The 18912-nt window shown below is 72.5% G+C and carries 14 protein-coding genes; 5 read left to right on the plus strand and 9 right to left on the minus strand.

What is annotated here, in order from left to right:
* Positions 1-148 precede the first annotated feature (148 nt).
* The gene (locus ABZ861_RS11485) at positions 149-1237 is read right to left on the minus strand and encodes an NAD(P)-binding domain-containing protein (protein WP_361627465.1); all 1089 of its coding nucleotides are present in this window, start codon (positions 1235-1237) and stop codon (positions 149-151) included.
* Between the two features lie 60 nt (positions 1238-1297).
* On the opposite strand from ABZ861_RS11485, the gene ABZ861_RS11490 reads away from it, so the two are divergent.
* From ABZ861_RS11490 to dxs, 5 genes are all read left to right on the plus strand, one after another.
* A complete protein-coding gene (locus ABZ861_RS11490; RefSeq protein WP_361627468.1) occupies positions 1298-1720 on the plus strand; it encodes a YjbQ family protein in 423 nt (140 codons plus the stop codon).
* Positions 1721-1990: 270 nt separating this feature from the next.
* On the plus strand, positions 1991-2593 hold the full coding sequence (locus tag ABZ861_RS11495) for a TetR family transcriptional regulator (RefSeq protein WP_361627471.1): 603 nt from the start codon (positions 1991-1993) through the stop codon (positions 2591-2593).
* Positions 2594-2735: 142 nt separating this feature from the next.
* Entirely contained in the window at positions 2736-3971 is a 1236-nt protein-coding gene (locus ABZ861_RS11500) for an epoxide hydrolase family protein (protein WP_361627474.1), read from the plus strand.
* A gap of 103 nt (positions 3972-4074) precedes the next feature.
* Positions 4075-5007, plus strand: coding sequence for an alpha/beta hydrolase (locus ABZ861_RS11505; protein ID WP_361627477.1), 933 nt, complete (start codon positions 4075-4077; stop codon positions 5005-5007).
* A gap of 334 nt (positions 5008-5341) precedes the next feature.
* Positions 5342-7240 carry a 1-deoxy-D-xylulose-5-phosphate synthase gene (gene dxs / locus ABZ861_RS11510; protein ID WP_361627480.1) on the plus strand — a complete coding sequence of 633 codons (1899 nt, stop codon included), beginning with the start codon at positions 5342-5344 and terminating at the stop codon, positions 7238-7240.
* Between the two features lie 83 nt (positions 7241-7323).
* Here the strand turns inward: dxs and ABZ861_RS11515 are convergent, their stop codons facing one another.
* The 8 genes from ABZ861_RS11515 to ABZ861_RS11550 all read right to left on the minus strand — a co-directional run bounded on the left by ABZ861_RS11515 (position 7324) and on the right by ABZ861_RS11550 (position 18723).
* A complete protein-coding gene (locus tag ABZ861_RS11515) occupies positions 7324-8064 on the minus strand; it encodes a class I SAM-dependent methyltransferase (protein WP_361627483.1) in 741 nt (246 codons plus the stop codon).
* A 202-nt stretch (positions 8065-8266) separates the two neighbouring features.
* A complete protein-coding gene (locus ABZ861_RS11520) occupies positions 8267-11143 on the minus strand; it encodes an RICIN domain-containing protein (protein ID WP_361627486.1) in 2877 nt (958 codons plus the stop codon).
* Between the two features lie 119 nt (positions 11144-11262).
* Positions 11263-12306, minus strand: coding sequence for an ABC transporter permease (locus ABZ861_RS11525; RefSeq protein WP_361627489.1), 1044 nt, complete (start codon positions 12304-12306; stop codon positions 11263-11265).
* Positions 12303-13265, minus strand: coding sequence for an ABC transporter permease (locus tag ABZ861_RS11530; RefSeq protein ID WP_361627492.1), 963 nt, complete (start codon positions 13263-13265; stop codon positions 12303-12305). The genes ABZ861_RS11525 and ABZ861_RS11530 overlap by 4 nt, the downstream gene beginning before the upstream one ends.
* On the minus strand, positions 13258-14877 hold the full coding sequence (locus ABZ861_RS11535; protein ID WP_361627495.1) for a sugar ABC transporter ATP-binding protein: 1620 nt from the start codon (positions 14875-14877) through the stop codon (positions 13258-13260). Before ABZ861_RS11535 ends, ABZ861_RS11530 begins: the two co-directional genes overlap by 8 nt.
* A gap of 144 nt (positions 14878-15021) precedes the next feature.
* The gene (locus ABZ861_RS11540) at positions 15022-16122 is read right to left on the minus strand and encodes an ABC transporter substrate-binding protein (RefSeq protein WP_361627498.1); all 1101 of its coding nucleotides are present in this window, start codon (positions 16120-16122) and stop codon (positions 15022-15024) included.
* 244 nt (positions 16123-16366) lie between these two features.
* Positions 16367-17506, minus strand: a complete 1140-nt coding sequence (locus ABZ861_RS11545) for an aldose epimerase family protein (protein ID WP_361627501.1) — start codon at positions 17504-17506, stop codon at positions 16367-16369.
* 209 nt (positions 17507-17715) lie between these two features.
* Positions 17716-18723 (minus strand): LacI family DNA-binding transcriptional regulator, encoded by a 1008-nt coding sequence (locus tag ABZ861_RS11550; protein ID WP_361627504.1) that lies wholly within the window; start codon positions 18721-18723, stop codon positions 17716-17718.
* Between the last annotated feature and the right edge of the window lie 189 nt (positions 18724-18912).

The following is an 18912-nucleotide window of genomic DNA, read 5'->3' on the forward strand; positions in this document are numbered from 1 at the left end:
TGCGCCGCGAGGTGGGCTGCCGGGGGAGGCCGCGTGCCTCGCGAGGTGGGCTGCCGGGGGAGTCGGGTGCCCCGCGAGGTGGGGTGCCGGGCAGGTCGGGTGCCGCGCGAGGCAGGCTGCCGCGCTAGGCAAGGCGAGGCGGCGCGGCTCAGGCCGCCGTGGCCGGTTCCCCGCCGTCCGCGGCCAGCAGCCTGCCGATGTCCCGGACGGCAGCCCGTCCGGCCCGGTTCGCGCCGATCGTGCTCGCCGAGGGGCCGTAGCCGACCAGGTGGACCCGCGGATCGGCGACGGACCGTGTGCCGTCGACGCGGACGCCGCCGCCCGGCTCGCGCAGCCCGAGCGGGGCGAGGTGGCCGAGCGCGGCCCGGAACCCGGTCGCCCACAGGATGACGTCGGCCTCGACGCGCCGCCCGTCCTTCCATTCGATCCCGTCCGGGACGATCCGGTCGAACATCGGCCGGCGGTCCAGCACGCCGTCCGCCAGTCCCCGCCGGACGGCGTCGTTGAGCGGCAGGCCGGTCACGGAGACGACGCTGCGCGGCGGCAGGCCCCGCCGCACCCGGTCCTCGACGAGCGCGACCGCGGCCCGGCCCGCCTCCTCGTCGAAGGGGCCCTCGCGGAAGACGGGCGGGCGCCGGGTCACCCAGGTGGTGGCCGCCGCGTACGGCGCCAGCTCCAGCAGGTGCTGGACGCCGGAGGCGCCGCCGCCGACCACGACCACCCGCCGGCCGGCGAACTGCTCGGGTCCGGCGTACTGGGCTGTATGCGTCTGGCGGCCGCGGAAGGTCTCCTGACCTGGGTAGCGGGGCCAGAACGGCCGGTCCCAGGTGCCGGTGGCGTTGATCAGCGCCCGCGTCGTCCACACGCCGTCCGAGGTCTCCACGCGCAGCCGCCCGCCGTCGCCCTCCCGCACCGCGCGGACGTCCACCGGGCGGCGCACACGGAGGTCGAACGCGCTTTCGTAGGCGGCGAAGTAACCGCCGACGACCTCGGAGGAGGGGCGCGTGGGATCGGCGTCCGTCAGCTCCATCCCGGGCAGCGCGTGCATCCCGTGCACCTTGCCGTAGGTCAGCGACGGCCACCGGAACTGCCAGGCGCCGCCCGGAGCGGGCGAGCGGTCGAGCACCACGAAGTCGCGGTCCGGCTCGAATCCCGCGCGCCGCAGGTGGTAGGCGCTGGCCAACCCGGCCTGACCGGCCCCGACGACGACTGCCTCGACCTCGCGTGTGCTGTTCACGCCCGGCGTCAACCGCGCGGGGGGCGCGGATCTTCCCGGAGATCGAGGAGGATGGGGCGCATGTCCCGTGCCTTCACCACCCGAGTGCTGAACGTCGCCTCCGGATCCCAGGAGACGGTCGTCGACCTGACCCGCGACTGCGAGACCTTCCTCCGGGAGGTCTCCGACGGCCGTGACGGCCTGCTGAACCTGTTCGTGCCGCACGCCACCGCGGGGATCGCGATCATCGAGACCGGCGCCGGCAGCGACGACGACCTCCTCGCCGCCCTGCACACCCTGCTGCCCGCGGACGACCGCTGGCAGCACCGCCACGGCAGCCCCGGCCACGGCCGCGACCACGTCGTACCCGCCATCGTCCCCCCGCACGCGACCCTCCCGGTCCTCGGCGGTCGCCTGGAACTGGGCACCTGGCAGTCGGTGTGCCTGGTGGACACCAACGTCTCCAACGTCAGCCGCCAGGTCCGCCTGAGCTTCCTGAGCTGACCGAGACCGCCTCGGGCGTGGGCGCCCCGTCTCCGTACCGTGCGTGCTCCCAACGGAGAAGGCTTACGCGCGGGGAACGGCTCGGCCGGACGGGGACACTGCCGTGCTGAGCGCTCTCCGGTCGCCTCCGCCGGGACTGGGTGGCAGGGGTGTCCGGGGAGGGACAGACTGGGCACTGGGCCTACCGCTCACCATGGGGTGGCGGTTCCCTTGGCACCGTCACAAGGCCAGATAAGAACTCTTGTTCTTAACGTGGTGTACGGTTTTCTCATGGAGCGGGCAATCGTCCCCGCAGGGCAAGAGACCGCAGGCCGCGAGGGACGGCGGCCGCGTCGGCACGATCCGCAGCGCAGGACGCGCATTCTGGACGCCGCGCTCGACGTCCTCGTCACCGACGGCGTGGCCGGTCTCACGCATCGCAAGGTGGCCTCCCGCGCGGACGTGCCGCTGGGCTCGGTCACCTACCACTTCGCGAGTCTGGCCGAACTGCGGACGCAGGCGTTCGGCTGGTACGTCGAGCAACGGACCGCCGCGTACGAGACCGGTTTCACGGAGGTGAAGACGCGCGAGCAGCTCATCGACGTCTTGGTGGGCATCGTGCAGGGAGGGCCGTCCCGGCAGCGCAGTGCGGTCCTCGGCTTCGAGTTGCACCTGGCGGCGCTGCGCGACCCCTCCCTGCGGGCCCTGACGCAGCAGTGGACGAACGCCAGCCGCGCCGTGCTGGCCCGCTTCACCGGACCGGAAGCAGCGGCACGCCTGGACGCCCTGCTGGAAGGGATGATCATGCAGGCGCTGCTGTCGACGGAGCCGGAGTCGCGCGAGCGGATCCGGGCGGCCATCGAGCAGACCCTCGCCCCGGCCACCGGATCGTGACCGCCCCTGTCGGCGGCCTCGCCCCCGCGAGGTCCCTCGCCTCCGTCACGCCGGGCCACGTCGATCGTCAGTCGACGGGGTCGGCCCGGGGCCCCGTACGCCACGGGGCCTGCCCGGCATCCCATACGCCAAGGAGAGACGCATGCCAGACACCCCGCCCGTGATCTCGGTCAGTGACGCCGAGCTGGACGACCTGCGCGCTCGGTTGCGGGCCACTCGTTGGCCCGAGCCGTGGCCGGGCGAGGGCTGGGAAGCAGGCGCCGACCAGAGGGAACTGCGTCGCCTGGTGCGCTACTGGGCCGCCGCATACGACTGGCGCCGCCACGAAGCGGCCGTCAACGCCCTGCCCTCGCACTTCGCCGACCTCGACGGCACCCCCCTGCACTATCTGCGCTACGACGGCGAACACCCCGACGCACTGCCGATCGTCCTCACCCACGGCTGGCCCAGCACCGTCCTCGAACTCACCGAGCTGGCTCAGCGGCTGGCGACCCCGTCCCGCTACGGCGGACAGCCCGCAGACGCCTTCACCGTCATCGTCCCCTCCCTGCCCGGCTTCGCCTTCTCACCCCAGCGGCGCGCGCTCACCGGCGCCGAACAGACCCACGACCTCTGGCACCGCCTGATGCACGACGAACTCGGCTTCGAGCACTACGCGGCCCACGGCGGAGACCTGGGCGCAGGCATCACCTCGCGCCTCGCCGAGGCCCACCCCGAGGCAGTCGTCGGCATCCACCTGCTCGCGGTGGCCGCCCCGGCCGACCCCGACCCGGCCGGCCTCACCGCCGAGGAGAAGAGCTACCTCGCCTCCGTCGCGGCCTGGCAGGCGGAGGAAGGCGGCTACCAGCACCAGCAGAGCACCCGCCCTCTCACCCTCGCCCCCGCCCTGACCGACTCGCCCGTCGGCCTGCTGGCCTGGATCGTGGAGAAGTACCGCGCGTGGAGCGACTGCGGGGGCGACCTGTCCACCCGTTTCCAGGACGACTTCCTGCTCACCCAGGCGTCGCTGTACTGGTTCACCCGCACGATCTCCACGTCGTTCCGCCCCTACTACGAGTACGCCCAAGGCCTGACCCGGCGAGTCGAACGGGTGGACGTACCCACGGCCGTCGCCCTGTTCCCCGCCGACCTGAGCCGGCCGCCCCGGAGCTGGGCCGAGCGCACGTACGACATCGCGCGGTACACGCACATGCCGCGCGGCGGACACTTCGCCGCCCACGAGGAACCCGGGCTGCTCGCCCAGGACGTCACCGAGTTCTTCCGCGACCACCGCCGACCCGGTCGCCGGGCGCATGACGGCGCGGCGCTCAAGGAGACGACCCGTGGGGGCGGCGACGGGCGCGGCGAGGCCGCGCGCGTCGGGCCGTCGGGACGCTGACCTAGGGCGCCCGGCTCGTCGCTCTCGTCGTCGCTGCGCTCACCGGCGTCGCCCCTCGGCTGACACACCGAACCAGCACATCCGACCCGGATCGAGGACGACCATGACTGACCCCGCATCCACCGCCCGCGTCTCCGACAACCCTGTCCCTGACCTGCCACTACAGGATCTGGAGGGCTTCACCCACCGCTGGGTCGACGCGGACGGGGTCCGACTGCACGCGGTCGACGGCGGTCAGCCGAACGGCTCAGCGGTCGTGCTGCTCGCCGGATTCCCCCAGACCTGGTGGGCATGGCGGAAGGTGATGCCCAGCCTGGCCGACCGGTTCCGCGTCCTCGCGATCGACCTGCCGGGCCAGGGCCACTCCGCACGCCCGGACGGCAGCTACGACACGCATACGGTCGCCGCGTACGTCCATGCCGCCGTGAAAGCGCTCGGCGTGTCGACGTACTGGCTGGTCGCCCACGACATCGGCGCGTGGGTCGCCTTCTCCCTCGCCGTGCAGTACGAGAGCCACCTGCGCGGTGTCGCCCTGCTCGACGCCGGGATCCCGGGCATCACCCTCCCCGACGCTGTCCCGCTCGACCCGGAGGTGGCCTGGAAGACCTGGCACTTCGCCTTTCACACCGTGCCTGACCTGCCCGAGACGCTGATCACAGGCCGCGAGGTCGACTACGTCGGCTGGTTTTTGAAGGTCAAGACGTTCTCCCCGGACGCTTTCGACGACGCCGAGATCGAACACTATGCCGCGGCCGTCGCCGCCGACGGCGGCCTCCCCGCTTTCCTGGCCTACTACCGCTGCGTCGCTGAATCGGCGCGGAAGTGTCACGAGGCCCTCGAAGGGCGGCGCCTGACGGTGCCGGTTCTCGCGATTTCCAGCAGCCACGGTTCCATCGCCGACATGGCGGCCTCCCTCAGCCCCTGGGCCGACGACACCACCGGGGTCGTCGTGCCGGACGCAGGACACTTCATCCCGGACGAACAACCCGAGGCCGTCACCGCCGCTCTGGCCGGTTTCCTGACGGAAGACGATTGACGACGGTCAGGGAATTCCCGGCCAGGCCGGCTCCGAAGAGGACCCGGGTGTGCGGGCGCCCTGTCTGCCCTCTCGGGAGGCGTGGCGAATCCGCTTGAGGGCATCCGGCGGCGGAAACGGGGAAGTCTCGTGCGGATACGCGTGTCACGGTTCGCCCCTCCCTGTGCAGGAGACCCGGCGGCGACTTCCCTCGTCCGTGACGCGACGCAAATGCGGAGAAATTGATAGCCTGTCACCTCCGCACACGCGAGGAGGCGGCTGCTGGAGGTCAGGCTTCTGGGCTGTCGCCGCTCCTCGTCTCCGTCGCTGTCGGCAACGCCGAAGGAGAATGGGCATGGGCGTTCTGGAGTCGATCCACGGGCCGCGGGACCTGAAGAAGCTCGACGCCGGTGAGCTCGGCCCGCTGGCCGCGGAGATCCGCGAGTTCCTCGTCGACGCGGTTTCCCGCACGGGAGGGCATCTGGGGCCCAATCTGGGCGTGGTGGAGCTGACCATCGCGCTGCACCGGGTGTTCGACTCTCCCCAGGACCGCATCGTGTTCGACGTCGGCCATCAGACCTATGTCCACAAGCTGCTGACCGGCCGCCAGGACTTCTCCAAGCTGCGCAAGGAGGGGGGACTGTCGGGGTACCCGAGCCGCTCCGAGTCACCGCACGACATCGTCGAGAACCAGCACGCCTCCGCGGCGCTGAGCTGGGCCGACGGCCTCGCGAAGGCGACCCGGCTGACCGGCCGGCGCGATCGGTCCGTGGTCGCGGTCGTCGGTGACGGGGCGCTGACCGGGGGCATGACGTGGGAAGCGCTGAACAACATCGCCGCCGACAAGACGCTCCCCTTGGTCATCGTGGTCAACGACAACGGCCACTCGTACAACCCCACCATCGGCGGGCTCGCCACCCATCTGGCCGCTCTGCGCACCACGGACGGGTACGAGCAGTTCCTGGAGCGCACCAAGAGCGTCCTCGACCGCACCCCCCTCGTCGGCCGTTCGGTCTACGACGCGCTGCACGGGGCGAAGAAGGGCCTCAAGGACTTCATCGCGCCCCAGGCGATGTTCGAGGATCTGGGCCTGAAGTACGTGGGGCCGATCGACGGCCACGACATAGGAGCAGTGGAGAACGCGCTGCGTCGCGCTCAGGGCTTCGGCGGCCCGGTGATCGTTCACTGCATCACGGAGAAGGGCCGGGGCTACAGCTTCGCCGAGGAGTCCGACGAGCGCTTCCACCAGGTGAAGGTGATCGACCCCGACAGCGGGAGGCCGGTCTCCGTCTCAGGCAAGGACTGGACCACCGTCTTCGGCGAGGAGATGGTGCGGCTCGGCGCCGAGCGCGAGGACATCGTGGCGATCACGGCGGCGATGCGAAGCTCCACGGGGCTCGCGCCGTTCGCCGAGCGGTTCCCCGACCGGTTCTTCGACGTCGGCATCGCCGAACAGCACGCGGCGGCCTCCGCGGCCGGACTGGCCACCGCCGGACTGCACCCGGTGGTGGCGGTGTACGCGACGTTCATGAACCGGTGCTTCGATCAGCTCCTGATGGACGTGGCCCTGCATCGCTGCCCGGTGACCTTCATGCTGGACCGCGCGGGCGTCACGGGCGACGACGGCGCCTCGCACAACGGCATGTGGGACATGGCCGTCCTCCAGGTGGTGCCGGGGCTGCGGATCGCCGCGCCGCGCGACGCCGCACAGCTCAGGGCGCAGATGCGCGAGGCCGTCGAGGTGGACGACGGGCCCACGGTCGTGCGCTACTCCAAGGGCACGGTCGGTCCCGAGACGGCGGCCGTCGGCGCGGTAGGGGGCATGGACGTGCTCAGGGGCTCCGCCGAGGACGGGGCCGACGTGCTCATCGTCTCGGTCGGAGCGCTGGCGCCCATGTGCCTGGAGATCGCCGATCTGCTTGCCGAGCAGAGCATCAACGCCACTGTGCTGGACCCGCGGTGGATCAAACCGGTGAACGCGGCGCTCCCCGCCGTCGCCGCCCGGCACCGTCTCGTGGTGACCGTCGAGGACGGGGTACGGGCCGGAGGCGTCGGCTCCGCCGTCGCGCAGGCGCTGCGGGACGCCGAAGTCGACGTTCCGGTCCGGGACTTCGGCATTCCCGTCGAGTTCCTCGACCACGCCGCACGCGTTCGGGTGCTGGAACGAGTCGGTCTGACGGCGGCGGACGTCGCGCGCCGCGTCTCGGGCGTCTTCGCTGCTCTGGGGCGGGACGCGATGGTGTTCCCGGGCTGAGCCCGGCACGGCCGCACACCTGGCGCGGGCCCTCGCCCTCACCTCGGGAACCGGGTGAAAGGCGCATCCCAGCGGCCCGCGTGTCAGACCGGCTTGCGCCACACCGAGACGTGCTTCGTGGAGTCGTCGGTGAACGGCGTGCCGTCCCAGTCCGCGACCCGCCGCTCCAGTGTCAGTCCGGCGATGCGGGCCATCAGGTCGAGTTCGGCCGGCCAGGCGTAGCGGTGCTGGGAGCTGGTGCGGCGGTAGCGGCCGTCCTCGCCGTCGCGGGTGAAGTGGTGCGAGACGAGCACCTGCCCGGTCAGGTCGAACGTGTCGAAGCCTAGGTGCCCCTTGGAGACGTCGAAGGGAACCGCGACCTGGCCGGGCGGCAGGAAGCGCAGCGGCGGCACGGTCAGCTCGATGACGAACCGGCCGCCGGGCGCGAGGTGCCGGGCGGCGTTGCGGAAGCACGCGACCTGCTCGTCCTGCGTCAGCAGGTTCGTGATCGTGTTGTAGACGAGGTAGACCAGCGTGAACTCGCCGGGCACGACGGTCGTGGCCATGTCGCCGATGACGACCGGCAGCGTGTCCTCGTCGGCCTTGCGGCGCAGGACCGCCGCCATGTGCTCGGACAGTTCGATGCCCGCCACCGGCACGCCGCGCCGGCGCAGCGGGACGCCCACCCGCCCGGTGCCCACGGCGAACTCCAGCGCCCGGCCGTCACCGGCGAGTTCGGCGAGGAAGGCGAGCGCCGGTTCGAGGGCCTCGGGCGAGGAGATCGCGCCCTCCTCGGCGTCGTAGCGTTCGGCCGTCTCGCGCGTCCACAGCTCGCTGCTCGTCATGGGCGTTCACCCTGCCGGGCGGGAAAGGGCGCTGTCGACTGATTTTCCAAGCCGGGCCCCCGAACCGGTTCTCCGAGCCGAGCCGGGTCCCCGAACCGGTTCTCCGAGCCCAGCCGGGCTCCGAGCCAAGCCAGATCCCCGAGCCGAGCCGGACCCCCGGGCCGGGCGGCGCTTCGCCCGGCCCCGGGGACCCGTCATCGCGTCACAGCAGCCGCCAGAGGTGGTCGGCACTGCCGTTGTCCGTGAACTGCACGACGCGGGCGCTGTCGGCGGTGGACATGAGGTCCACTCCCAAGACCTTGCCGCTGTTGCGGTTGCGGATCCGGAAGAACCCGTCGCCGTCGTGGACCAGGCTCCACTGGTGGTCCGCGGTGCCGTTGTCGGCGAACTGCACGACCTGCGCGCTGTCGGCGGTGGACATGAGGTCGACGCCGAGCACCTTGCCCGAGTTCTGGTTGCGGATGCGGTACCAGCCGCCGTCGTCGGGGAGGAACGTCCACTGGTGGTCGGCGGTGCCGTTGTCGCTGAACTGCACCACGTGCGCGCTGTCGGCGGTGGACATGAGGTCGACGCCGAGCACCTTGCCCGAGTTGCGGTTCTCCAGACGGACCGGCCCGTCCGGCAGCAGCCGCCACTGGTGGTCGTCGCCGCCGTCGTCGGGGCGCTGGACGGCGGCCACGCTGTCCGCCGTCGACGCCCCGAGGACGCCGAGGACCTTGCCGCTGTTGCGGTTGCGCAGGCGGTACCAGCCGCCTCCCGCGTCCACCGGCTGCCAGAGGTGGTCGGCGGTGCCGTTGTCCGCGAACTGCACCACCCGCGCGTCGTCGGCGGTGGACATCCTGTCCACGCCGAGCACCTTGCCCGAGTTGGCGTTGCGCAGCCGGTACCAGCCGTCGCCGTTCGAGACGAGCTGCCACAGGTGGTCCGCGGTGCCGTTGTCGCTGAACTGGACCACCTGCGCGCTGTCGGCGCCGGACATCCCGTCGACGCCCAGCACCTTGCCGCTGTGGCGGTTGGCCAGGCGGAGGAAGGCGCCGCCGGGACGCCACCGCGTGCCCGACGGAGAGGCGAGCGGGAACGCGGAGATCCGCAGCCGGGCCGCGCCGAGCGGGATCAGCGTCACCGTCTCCACGGCCTCGGTGCTCAGCGCCGGGCTCGCCTGCAACGGCTCGACCACGTGCTGGTCGTCGGCGTGCCAGTCGGGGATGCGCCGGGCCGGAGCCGTGATCCGGAAGGGCGCCGCGGACTGGGTGAACGGGTTGTCCGGCACCGGCGCGCCCGAGGAGGCGAAGGCGAGTCCGGCCGTGGGGTCGGCGGCGGTGGTGGCCAGACCGTAGTTCCAGGGCGAGGTCGCGTGCACGTCGTACTCGGGGAACGCGTCGCTGCCGCCGGTGCGGACGAACTGCTCGCCGATGCGCAGGGCGTAGGTGAGCGGGCCGCGGTCGATGCTCACGGATCCGCCGTTGCGGGACCAGGTGCGCGCGGTGATGCGCTGCGGCAGGCGGAGTTCGACGGTGTCGCCGTTCTGCCAGGTGCGCTGGAGCCGGATGAACGACGGACCCGGTGAAGCGCCGCTCGCGGCCTGCCCGTTGACGGTGACCTGCGGGTTCGGGCACCAGCCGGGCACGCGCAGCAGCAGCGGGAAGGCGGTGGCGGCGGGCAGGGAGAGGGTGAGCCGGATCGTGTCGCCGAACGGGTAGTCGGTGTCCTCGCGCACCGTCGCCTGCACGGAGTCGGCGACCTGGGCGGTCACCTGGCACGGCGCGTACAGGGTGGCGCACAGGCCGCGGTCGGGCGTGGCCGTCCACAGCTCCTCGGTGAACCACGGCCAGCCCATGCCGTAGTTGTGCGGGCAGCAGCGGTACTGGTCGACGCCCGGCTGGTACGACTGCATCGCGAAATTGTTCTGGAACTGCCCCCGCGTCTTGGCGGCGTCGTCGAGGTCGACGCTGTTGGCGCTGGTGATGTAGTGCACCGCCCGGCCCTGCGGGTCCAGCGCGGCCGGCAGCGCGTTGAAGGCCAGGTCCTCGCAGCGGTCGGCCCACACCGGGTCGCCGGTGAGCCGGGTGAGCAGTTCGTGGCTGGCCATGAACTCCACGACGCCGCACGTCTCGAAGCCCTGCCGGGGGTCGGTGTAGCCCGGCCGCACGTTCTCGTCGCCGGCGAAGCCGCCGCCGGGGAACTGCCCGTACGTGCCCATCACCGAGTCGTAGGTCCGGTAGGCGGCCTGGACGTCGGAGGAGGCGCCGGAGCGCACCGCGTACTGCGCGGGCTCGCGGAACCCCTGGGCGATGTTGACGTTGTGGCCGGTGGGGAGCGCGCCCGTCCAGTTGGCGCCGCGGGTGTGCATGGTGTCCACGAGGTCGAGCAGGAACGCGTCGCCGGTGCGGTTGTAGAGCCACACGGCGGTGTCGATGCCGTCGCCCCAGCGGTACGACACCCAGCTCTGGTTGAAGGCGGAGGGGCCCTGCGCGTGCATGTAGGTGAGGAAGCGGGTCAGGAACGGGACGATGCGGGCGTCGCCCGTGTACTCCTGCCAGGAGCGCAGCGCCTGGAGCAGCGGAAGGAACGGCCAGAAGTCGGGGCCGCCGCCCAGGTGGGTGCGCAGCTCCTCGGGGCCGAAGTACCCGTCGGACCGCTGGGTGGCCAGGATCGCCTCCAGCCAGCGCTTGGCCCGGTCCAGCGCGCCCGGGTCGCGGGTGACGATCGCCAGGTCGACGAACCCGCGCAGCCAGTAGGGCACTTCCTCCCAGCCGACGCGGTCGGTGTGCACCCAGCCGGTGGTCGACATGTCGAGGAAGTGCGAGACCTCGTCGTAGTGGCCGCACAGGCCGTCGAGTTGCAGCCGTAGCTGCCCGGCCAGCCAGCCGCGCGCCTGGACGGCGGTCACCGGCAGCCGCAGCAGCGCGGTGGGGCGCAGCGGAGCGGCGTTGGGGTGGTACAGGCCGCCGGCCGCCGGGGGCAGCGCCGTGGCGGGGCGGCGGCCGGCGGCGGCGACGGCCGCCGTGACGGGTCCTCCGGTCGCGGCGAGCGCGGTTAACGTCGCGAGGGTCAGGAACTGACGTCTGTGCAGGGACATGTGACGCTCCGAGGAGGGGGGAGGAAGGCGTCCGCGGGAGCGCGGCCGCCGGGAGGAGGTGCCACAGGTGCGGTCGGGTGCGCGCCGGACGACGCGCGGGGGACAGGGGGACTGTGCCGTCAGGGCATGCGGTGCCGGCCGAGCCAGGTCTGCGCGATCACCACGACGGCGAGGAACGCGCCGCTGACGACCTGCTGGTAGGCGGAGTCGAGCGAGCCGATCTGGTTGATGACGTTCTGGATGACCTTCAGCAGGAGCACGCCGACCAGGGACCCGCTGACGTAGCCGAGGCCCCCGGTGAGCAGGGTGCCGCCGATGACGACGGCGGAGATGGCGTCCAGTTCCATGCCGGTGCCGAGGATGGTCACGCCAGAGGCCAGCCACGCGGCGTTCAGCGCCCCCGCCAGGCCGGCGCACAGCCCGGACACGGTGTAGACGAGGATCTTGGTGCGGGCGACCGGGACGCCCATCAGGGCCGCCGCGTCCTCGTTGCCGCCCACCGCGTAGACGTGCTGCCCGAACCGCGCCCGGCGCAGCACCAGCGCGGCGGCGGCGAACAGGACCGCCGTGAGCCACACCGGGTTGCCGACGCCGAGCGTGCTGTCCTGGCCGAGGGAGGCGAGGAAGGAGCCCTTGCCGATCAGGTACGTGTCGGCGCCCTCGTCGGTCAGGGCCAGCATCAGCCCGCGCGCGCCGAGCATGGCGGCCAGGGTGACGATGAACGGCGCCAGCCGGGCCCGTGCGATGAGCAGCCCGTTCAGCAGTCCGACGAGCCCGCACACGACGAGCGGCAGCAGCAGCGCCACGACCGTGCCGTAGCGCGACCCCCAGGCGGCGAGCACGCCGCCGAGCGCGAACAGCGAGCCGACCGACAGGTCGATGCCGCCGGTGAGGATCACGAACGTCATGCCGAGCGCGACCACGGCCAGGAAGGCGGAGGAGACCGCCATGTTGGAGAGGTTGTCGCCGGTGGCGAACGAGTCGAAGCCCAGCGACGCCGCCAGCACGACGACCACGAGGACGGCCAGCGCCCCGTGCTGCTGCGCCAGGGCGCTCAGGCGTTCGCCGCGCTGGGGCGACTCCTGGTCCGGCGCGGCGCCGTCGGGTCCCGCGGCGGCCGGGGAGGCGGAGGTCTCGGTCATGTCGGTTCCGGTCGCGGTCATCGCTTCCCCCGTCCCCGTGCCGCGTACACCGCGAGCACGATCACGGCTGCCTGCGCGATCTGCGTCCAGGAGGAGGGCAGATCGTGCTTGATGAGAGTGGCGGTCAGGAGCTGGATGAGCACCGCGCCCGCCACGGTGCCGCCGATGCGGACCCGTCCGCCGCTCAGCGGGGTGCCGCCGACGACCACCGCGGTGATCGCGGACAGCTCCATCAGATTGCCCAGCGACGTGGGGTCGCTGGCCTGAAGGCGCGCGGTGGCCAGCACGCCCGCCACGGCGGCCAGCAGCGCGCAGACGGTGTAGACGAGCAGCAGCACCCGGCGCACCGGGAGACCGGCCAGCCGGGCGGCGGCGCGGTTGTCGCCGATGGCGAGCAACTGCCGTCCGAAGGTGGTGCGCCGCACGGTGAAGGCGACCGCGACCGCCAGCACGGCGGCGATCAGGATCAGATACGGCACGCCCAGCACGTCCCCGGCGCCCAGCGAGGCCAGGGCGGGGTTGCGCACGTCCTTGAGCTGGGGCAGCAGCACCAGGGCCAGGCCCCGGCCGCCGACCATCAGCGCCAGGGTCGCCACGATGGGCTGCACCCCGACGAGGGCCACCAGCGCCCCGTTGGCGAGTCCCACCGCCGCCGCGAACAGCGCGACCACCAGCAGCGCGGGCAGCAGCCCGTAGCCGAGGTAGAGCGCCAGCACGGAGGCGGACAGGGCCATCACCGCGCCCACGGACAGGTCCACGCCCTCGGTGCCGATGGCCAGGGCCATGCCCAGCGCCACGATCATCACCGGGGCGACCTGGACCGCCTGGGTGCGGAAGTTCTCCGCCGACAGGAAGTGCGGGGTGACGGCGAGGTTCACCACGAGCAGCACCGCCACGCCCGCGTACACGCCGTACTCCTGAAGCCAGTGCAGCAGGCGCCCGCGGTCCAGGGAGGCGGGGCGCACGGCGAGGTCAGTCATGGGGGACCGCCTCCTCGTGCTGTCCGTGCTCCGTCTGCTTCGCCTGCGCCTCGTGCTGTCCGTGCGCCTCGTGCCCGCCGCTGGGCGTGTCGGCGGCGATGGCGCGCATCAGCTCGTCCTCGGTCACGTCGTCCCCGGTCAGTTCGCCGACGACCGCGCCGTCCTTCAGTACGACCACGCGATCGGATCCTTCGATCAGCTCCTCCAGGTCGGAGGAGATGAGCACCACGCCGAGTCCGTCCTCGGCGAGTTCGTCGACCAGCCGCTGCACCTCGGCCTTGGCGCCCACGTCGATGCCGCGCGTGGGCTCGTCCAGCAGCAGCACCTTCGGCTGCATGGCGAGCCAGCGGGCCAGCAGCACCTTCTGCTGGTTGCCGCCGGACAGCTCGCCTGCCTTCTGGTGCGGGCCGGCGGTCTTGATGCGCAGCCGGCGGATGAAGGTGTCCACCACCTTGTCGACCCGGGCCTCGGAGACCAGGCCGAAACGGGAGAGCCGGGGCAGCACGGCGAGGGCGATGTTCTCGCGGACCGACAGGTTGGGGACGATGCCCTCGCTCTTGCGGTCCTCCGGGAGCAGGTTGACGCCCGCGCGGACGGCGGCGGCGGTCGACCCGCCGCGCAGCGGCGCACCGGCCACGGTCACCCGGCCCGAGCGGACCGGCAGCGCGCCGGCGATCGCCTTGACCGTCTCCGAGCGCCCCGAGCCCAGCAGGCCGCCGAGGCCGACGACCTCGCCCGGAAGCACGTCGAGCGACACGTCCCGCAGCGTGTGCGGGACGTTCAGCTCCCGCGCGGTCAGCACGGGTTCGCGGCTCGCCGCGTCGTGGTGCCCGCTGAAGGTGGTGACCCCCTCGCGGCGCACCTCGCCCAGCTCCCGGCCGAGCATCGTGGAGACCAGCGTGAGCCGGTCCAGGCCGGCCAGGTCTCCCTCGTGCACCAGTCGGCCGTCCCGCAGCACGCTGACGGTGTCGCACACGGCGTACAGCTCGTCCAGGCGGTGGCTGACGTAGATCACCGCGATGCCCTGGTCGCGCAGTCGCCGGATCACCTCGAACAGCGTCTCCACCTCGCGGTGCTCCAGCGCCGAGGTGGGCTCGTCCATGATGACGACGCGCGCGTTGACGGCGACGGCGCGGGCCAGAGCCACCATCTGCTGGGCGCCCACGCCCATCACGCGCAGCGGACGGCGCACGTCGACGCGGACGCCGTAGCCGCGCAGCAGCTCCTGCGCCTCGCGGTGCATGCGGGGCAGGTCGAGCAGGCCCAGCCGGTTGCGCGGCTCGCGGCCCAGGAACAGGTTGCGGGCCACGCTCATCTGCGGGACGAGGTTGACCTCTTGGTAGATGGTGGAGATGCCGGCCTGCTGGGCGTGCAGCGGTGTGCCGAAGCGCACGGGCTCGTCGCCGAGCAGCACCTCGCCGGCCTCCGGCTGGTACACGCCGGTCAGGACCTTGATGAACGTGGACTTGCCTGCCCCGTTCTCGCCGATGAGGGCGCGTACCTCGCCCTCGTGCAGGGTGAGGGAGACGTCGTCGAGGGCGCGGACGCCGGGGAAGGTCTTCGTTATGCCGCGGGCGGTGAGCACCGGCGTGCGGGAGGCGGGAGGAGCCACGCGGGCCTCCGATGCGTGAAAGGTAGAGAAGATGGGCGAGACGGAGGGAAGGCGGGGGCAGCGAGCGGCTGCGGCGGCCGGGGACCGGACGCGCGGTCTCGCGAGGAGCGCCGCGCGTCGCGGTCCGGGCGGCCGGCGCCGGGCTCAGTACGCCATGCCGATGTTCTGCGCCGCGTTGGCCGTGTCGTACGCCTTGTCCTGGATGATGATGTCCTGGGCCACCGGCTTGCCCTGGGTGAACTCGTCCAGGGTCTGGAAGGCGAGAGGGCCGAAGCGGGGGTTGGACTCGATGACGCCCTGGATCCAGCCGTCCTTGATCTCCTGGACGGCGTTGCGGGTGCCGTCCACGGTGACGATCTTGACCTGGCCGGCCTTCTTGCCCGCGCCCTTCAGGGCGCCCACCGCGCCGAGGCCCATCTCGTCGTTCTCCGCGTAGAGGCCGTTGATCCCGGGCTTGGACTGGATGAGCTGCTCGGTGACCTGCTGGCCCTTCTCGCGGGTGAAGTCGCCGGTCTGCTCGAACACGACCTTGAGCTCCGGCGCCTTCTCGGCGATGCGGTCCTTGAAGCCCTTGGTGCGCTCGGTGGTGACGTTGTTCCCGGCGGCGCCGAGCAGGATGGCGATCTGGCCCTTGCCGCCGGTCGCCTTGATCATCTGGTCGGCGGCCCGCTTGCCCTGCTCGATGAAGTCGGAGGCGATGAAGCTGACGTAGTCCTTGCAGGCGGTGGCGTTGATCTTGCGGTCGATGGTGACGATGGGCACCTTCCGGGCCGCGGCGGCGCGCAGCACCGGCTCCCAGCCGTCGGAGTTGAGCGGTGCGATCACCAGCAGGTTCGCGCCCTTGGCGAGCAGGTCCTGCACGTCGCTGATCTGCTTGGAGAACTGCGACTGGGCGTTGGCGGTCAGCAGCGTCAGACCGCGCTTGGCGGCCTCGTCCTTGATGGACTGCGTCTCGGCGATGCGGAAGGGGTTCGCCTCCTTCTCCGACTGCGAGAAGCCGACCTTGGCGCTCTTGAGGTCGAGCTTCTTCGCCCCGTAGGCGCCGACGGTGCAGGTCTTGCCGCCGGCGGCGGGGGTGGCGACCTGCTGCCCGCCGCCGCTGGACGCCGAAGCGGCGCCGCCCTTGCCGGAGTCGTCGTCCTCCGACTTGGTGCATCCCGCCGTGGCCAGGACGAGCGCGGCCGCGCACGCGACCAGCACGGGACGGGCGAGGAGCGGGCGGATGGCGTTGGTGCGGTGAGTCATGGGAGACCCCGTTCCGGGTGAGCACAATGGCAGATACATGACACAGCGAGAGCCGTACGGCGGCGGTGGCCGCCCGTGGTGCGCAGGGCCGCGACGAGGACGCGCTAGGTGCCGATGAGCTTTGTACTGAAGGGGCCGGGCCCGGTCTGCACCAGGTTTTACATCGTTGGAAGATGCGTGTAAAGAGTCGGCGCAAGAACCCGTGGTCGCACGGGCGCGCCCGCCTGCGTGCGGCGCCCGGGACTCAGGCGCCCTTCACATGCGGAAAGGCGAACTCCGTGCGGCTGCGCAGCGGTTGACCCGGACGGACCACCGTGCTGGGGTAGTCCGGGCGGTTGGGCGAGTCAGGGAAGTGCTGGGTCTCCAGGCACACGCCCGCGTGCCTGGTGAGCGCCCTGCCCTCGGCGTCCCGCAGAGCGCCGTCCAACTGCTGCCCGCAGTAGACCTGGAGACCCGGTTCGGTGGTGCGGACCTCCAGGATCCGCCCGCTGCGCGGATCCTCCAGGCGTGCCGCGCGGTGCAGGACGAGCGCCTGCGCACGCGCCGTCTCCGTCCCGGCGCCGCCGTTGCGGTTCCACGGGTGGTCCCGCAGGACCCAGCAGTGGTCGTAGCCGCCCGCGACGCGCAGTTGCTCGTCGGGCGCGTCGCTCCGGGCGCCCAGCGCGTGCGGGCCGGTGAAGTCGAACGGCGTGCCGTGCACCGGCGCCGGGGCGCCGGGCAGCGGTATGGAGGTGTCGTCGACCGGCAGGTAGGCGTCGGCGTCCACGGTCAGGAGGTGGTCCAGCACGCCCAGTTCGGGTTTGCCGGTGAGGTTGAAGTACGCGTGGTGGGTGAGGTTGACCACCGTCGGACGCTCCGCGCGGGCCGAGTAGTCGACGGTCAGGGTGCCGTCCGGGGACAGCAGGTAGTCGACGACGACGGCCAGTTCGCCGGGAAAGCCCTGGTCGCCGTCCGGGCTGTCGAGCGCCAGCCGCACCCCGGTGGCGCCGTCGGACCGGGTGAGGGGGCGCGCCCGCCACGGGCGCTGGTCGAAGCCGTCCGGACCGCCGTGCAGCGCGTTGCCCCGGTCGTTGGCGGGCACTTGGTGCGCCTGGCCGTCCAGGACGAACCGGCCGCCCGCGACGCGGTTGGCGTACCGCCCGACGACGGCGCCGAGGTAGGCGCCGTGACCGGCGTAGTCCCGGGGGCCGGGCAGCCCCAGCACGACGTCCTCGACGGCCGTGCCCGCGGCGTCCGGCACGCGCAGGGACTGGAGCACGGCGCCGAAGGTGAGGACGGAGGCCTGGACGCCGCTGGGCGAGCGCAGCGTCCAGCGCTCGGCGGTGGTGACGCCGGGGAGGGCATCGGCGGGGAAGTCCTCGCGGACCGCCGTGCAGACAGCCATGGTTCTCCTTCAGGGGACGCGGGAGCGATGGGCGGGGGAGGCGTGCGCCGGCGCCGGTGCCGGTGCGGAAAGCGGCAGCGGGGGCCGGGGCGGCGGGAGGCGCCGAGAGCGAGGGGAGCGCGAGGGACGAGGACGACAGCGGGCGCCGGGGCGGGCGGGCGCTCCGGGGGCCGGGAGCACGCGCACGGCTGGCAGCGCCCCGGGCCGCCTCAGCGGCGGCCGAGGGTGCTCTCCCGGCGCACCAGGGAGTAGCCGGCGTGGATGCGCCGCGCGCCGTCGCTCCCGCCGCCCAGCCGGGACAGCACCGACTCCACGGCCATCCTGGCGATGGACGCCTTGTCGGGGGAGACCGACGTCAGGGTGACGGCGCCGAACCGGCCCTCGACCACGTCGTCGAAGCCGACCACGGCGACGTCCTCGGGGATGCGCAGGCCCCGCTCGGCCAGCACCCGCATGGCGCCGATGGCGATGAGGTCGTTGTAGGCGAACACCGCGTCCGGGCGGTGACCGGCGTCCAGGAGACGGGTCATGGCGGCGGCGCCGTCGGCGTGGCCCCAGCCGTCGGTGGCCGCCACCAGCCGGTCGTCGGCGACGAGCCCGGCCGAGTCCAGCGCCTCCCGCCAGCCGCGCAGCCGCAGATGGGCGGGTTGACTGCGGCCGCGGCGCGCTCCCAGGAAGGCGACCTCCCGGCGCCCCAGCGAGATCAGGTGGCGCACGGCCTCGCGGGCGGCGGCGACGTTGTCGATCGCGATGTGGTCGTAGGGCAGGTCGTAGTCGCGCTCGCCGAGCAGCACCAGCGGAACCGGCTCGGCCCGCTCCCGCAGGTCCTCGGCCTCCAGTTCGATGGGGCTGAGGATCAGTCCGTCGATGACCCGGGTGCGGAAGCCCTGGCTGACCAGGACCTCCTGGTCCCGCCGGCCGCCGGTGTGGTCCAGCAGGACGGTGTAGTCGTGCCGCGCCGCCGCGTCGATGACCTCGGCGGCCAGTTCCGCGAAGTAGGGGTTGCCCAGCTCGGGCAGGGCGAGGGCGACGATCCCGGTGCGGCCCTTGCGCAGGTGACGGGCAGTGAGATTGGGGCGGTAGCCCAGCTCGTCGATGGACTTCTGCACCCGGGTCCGCATCGCGGCCGTCACGTGGGGGTGGTCGTTGACCACGTTGGAGACGGTCTTGATGGAGACGCCCGCGTGCAACGCGACGTCCTTCAGGCTCACCCGCACGATGATCCTCCCGTGTCCGGGCGAGGCCCCCGGATCGACGACCTTGCTCCGCACCCGGCGGCCGGGCCCGGCCGGCCGGGAAGGCGCAGCGCCGGTTTCCATCGTTATACGCGGCCCGGCTCGGCGGTGGCAAGGGCTCGCAGCCGGGCGGCGCCGGACCGGTCGCGCCGCCTCGGGACGCCCCGGACC

The sequence above is a fragment of the Streptomyces sp. NPDC046985 genome, assembly GCF_040644415.1.
Classification (GTDB): domain Bacteria; phylum Actinomycetota; class Actinomycetes; order Streptomycetales; family Streptomycetaceae; genus Streptomyces.

Coding starts and splice junctions, on each gene's coding strand:
- ABZ861_RS11490 (WP_361627468.1), top strand. CDS start 1,298: ATGTCCCGTGCCTTCACCACCCGAGTGCTGAACGTCGCCTCCGGATCC.
- ABZ861_RS11495 (WP_361627471.1), top strand. CDS start 1,991: ATGGAGCGGGCAATCGTCCCCGCAGGGCAAGAGACCGCAGGCCGCGAG.
- ABZ861_RS11500 (WP_361627474.1), top strand. CDS start 2,736: ATGCCAGACACCCCGCCCGTGATCTCGGTCAGTGACGCCGAGCTGGAC.
- ABZ861_RS11505 (WP_361627477.1), top strand. CDS start 4,075: ATGACTGACCCCGCATCCACCGCCCGCGTCTCCGACAACCCTGTCCCT.
- dxs (WP_361627480.1), top strand. CDS start 5,342: ATGGGCGTTCTGGAGTCGATCCACGGGCCGCGGGACCTGAAGAAGCTC.
- ABZ861_RS11515 (WP_361627483.1), bottom strand. CDS start 8,064: ATGACGAGCAGCGAGCTGTGGACGCGCGAGACGGCCGAACGCTACGAC.
- ABZ861_RS11520 (WP_361627486.1), bottom strand. CDS start 11,143: ATGTCCCTGCACAGACGTCAGTTCCTGACCCTCGCGACGTTAACCGCG.
- ABZ861_RS11525 (WP_361627489.1), bottom strand. CDS start 12,306: ATGACCGCGACCGGAACCGACATGACCGAGACCTCCGCCTCCCCGGCC.
- ABZ861_RS11530 (WP_361627492.1), bottom strand. CDS start 13,265: ATGACTGACCTCGCCGTGCGCCCCGCCTCCCTGGACCGCGGGCGCCTG.
- ABZ861_RS11540 (WP_361627498.1), bottom strand. CDS start 16,122: ATGACTCACCGCACCAACGCCATCCGCCCGCTCCTCGCCCGTCCCGTG.
- ABZ861_RS11545 (WP_361627501.1), bottom strand. CDS start 17,506: ATGGCTGTCTGCACGGCGGTCCGCGAGGACTTCCCCGCCGATGCCCTC.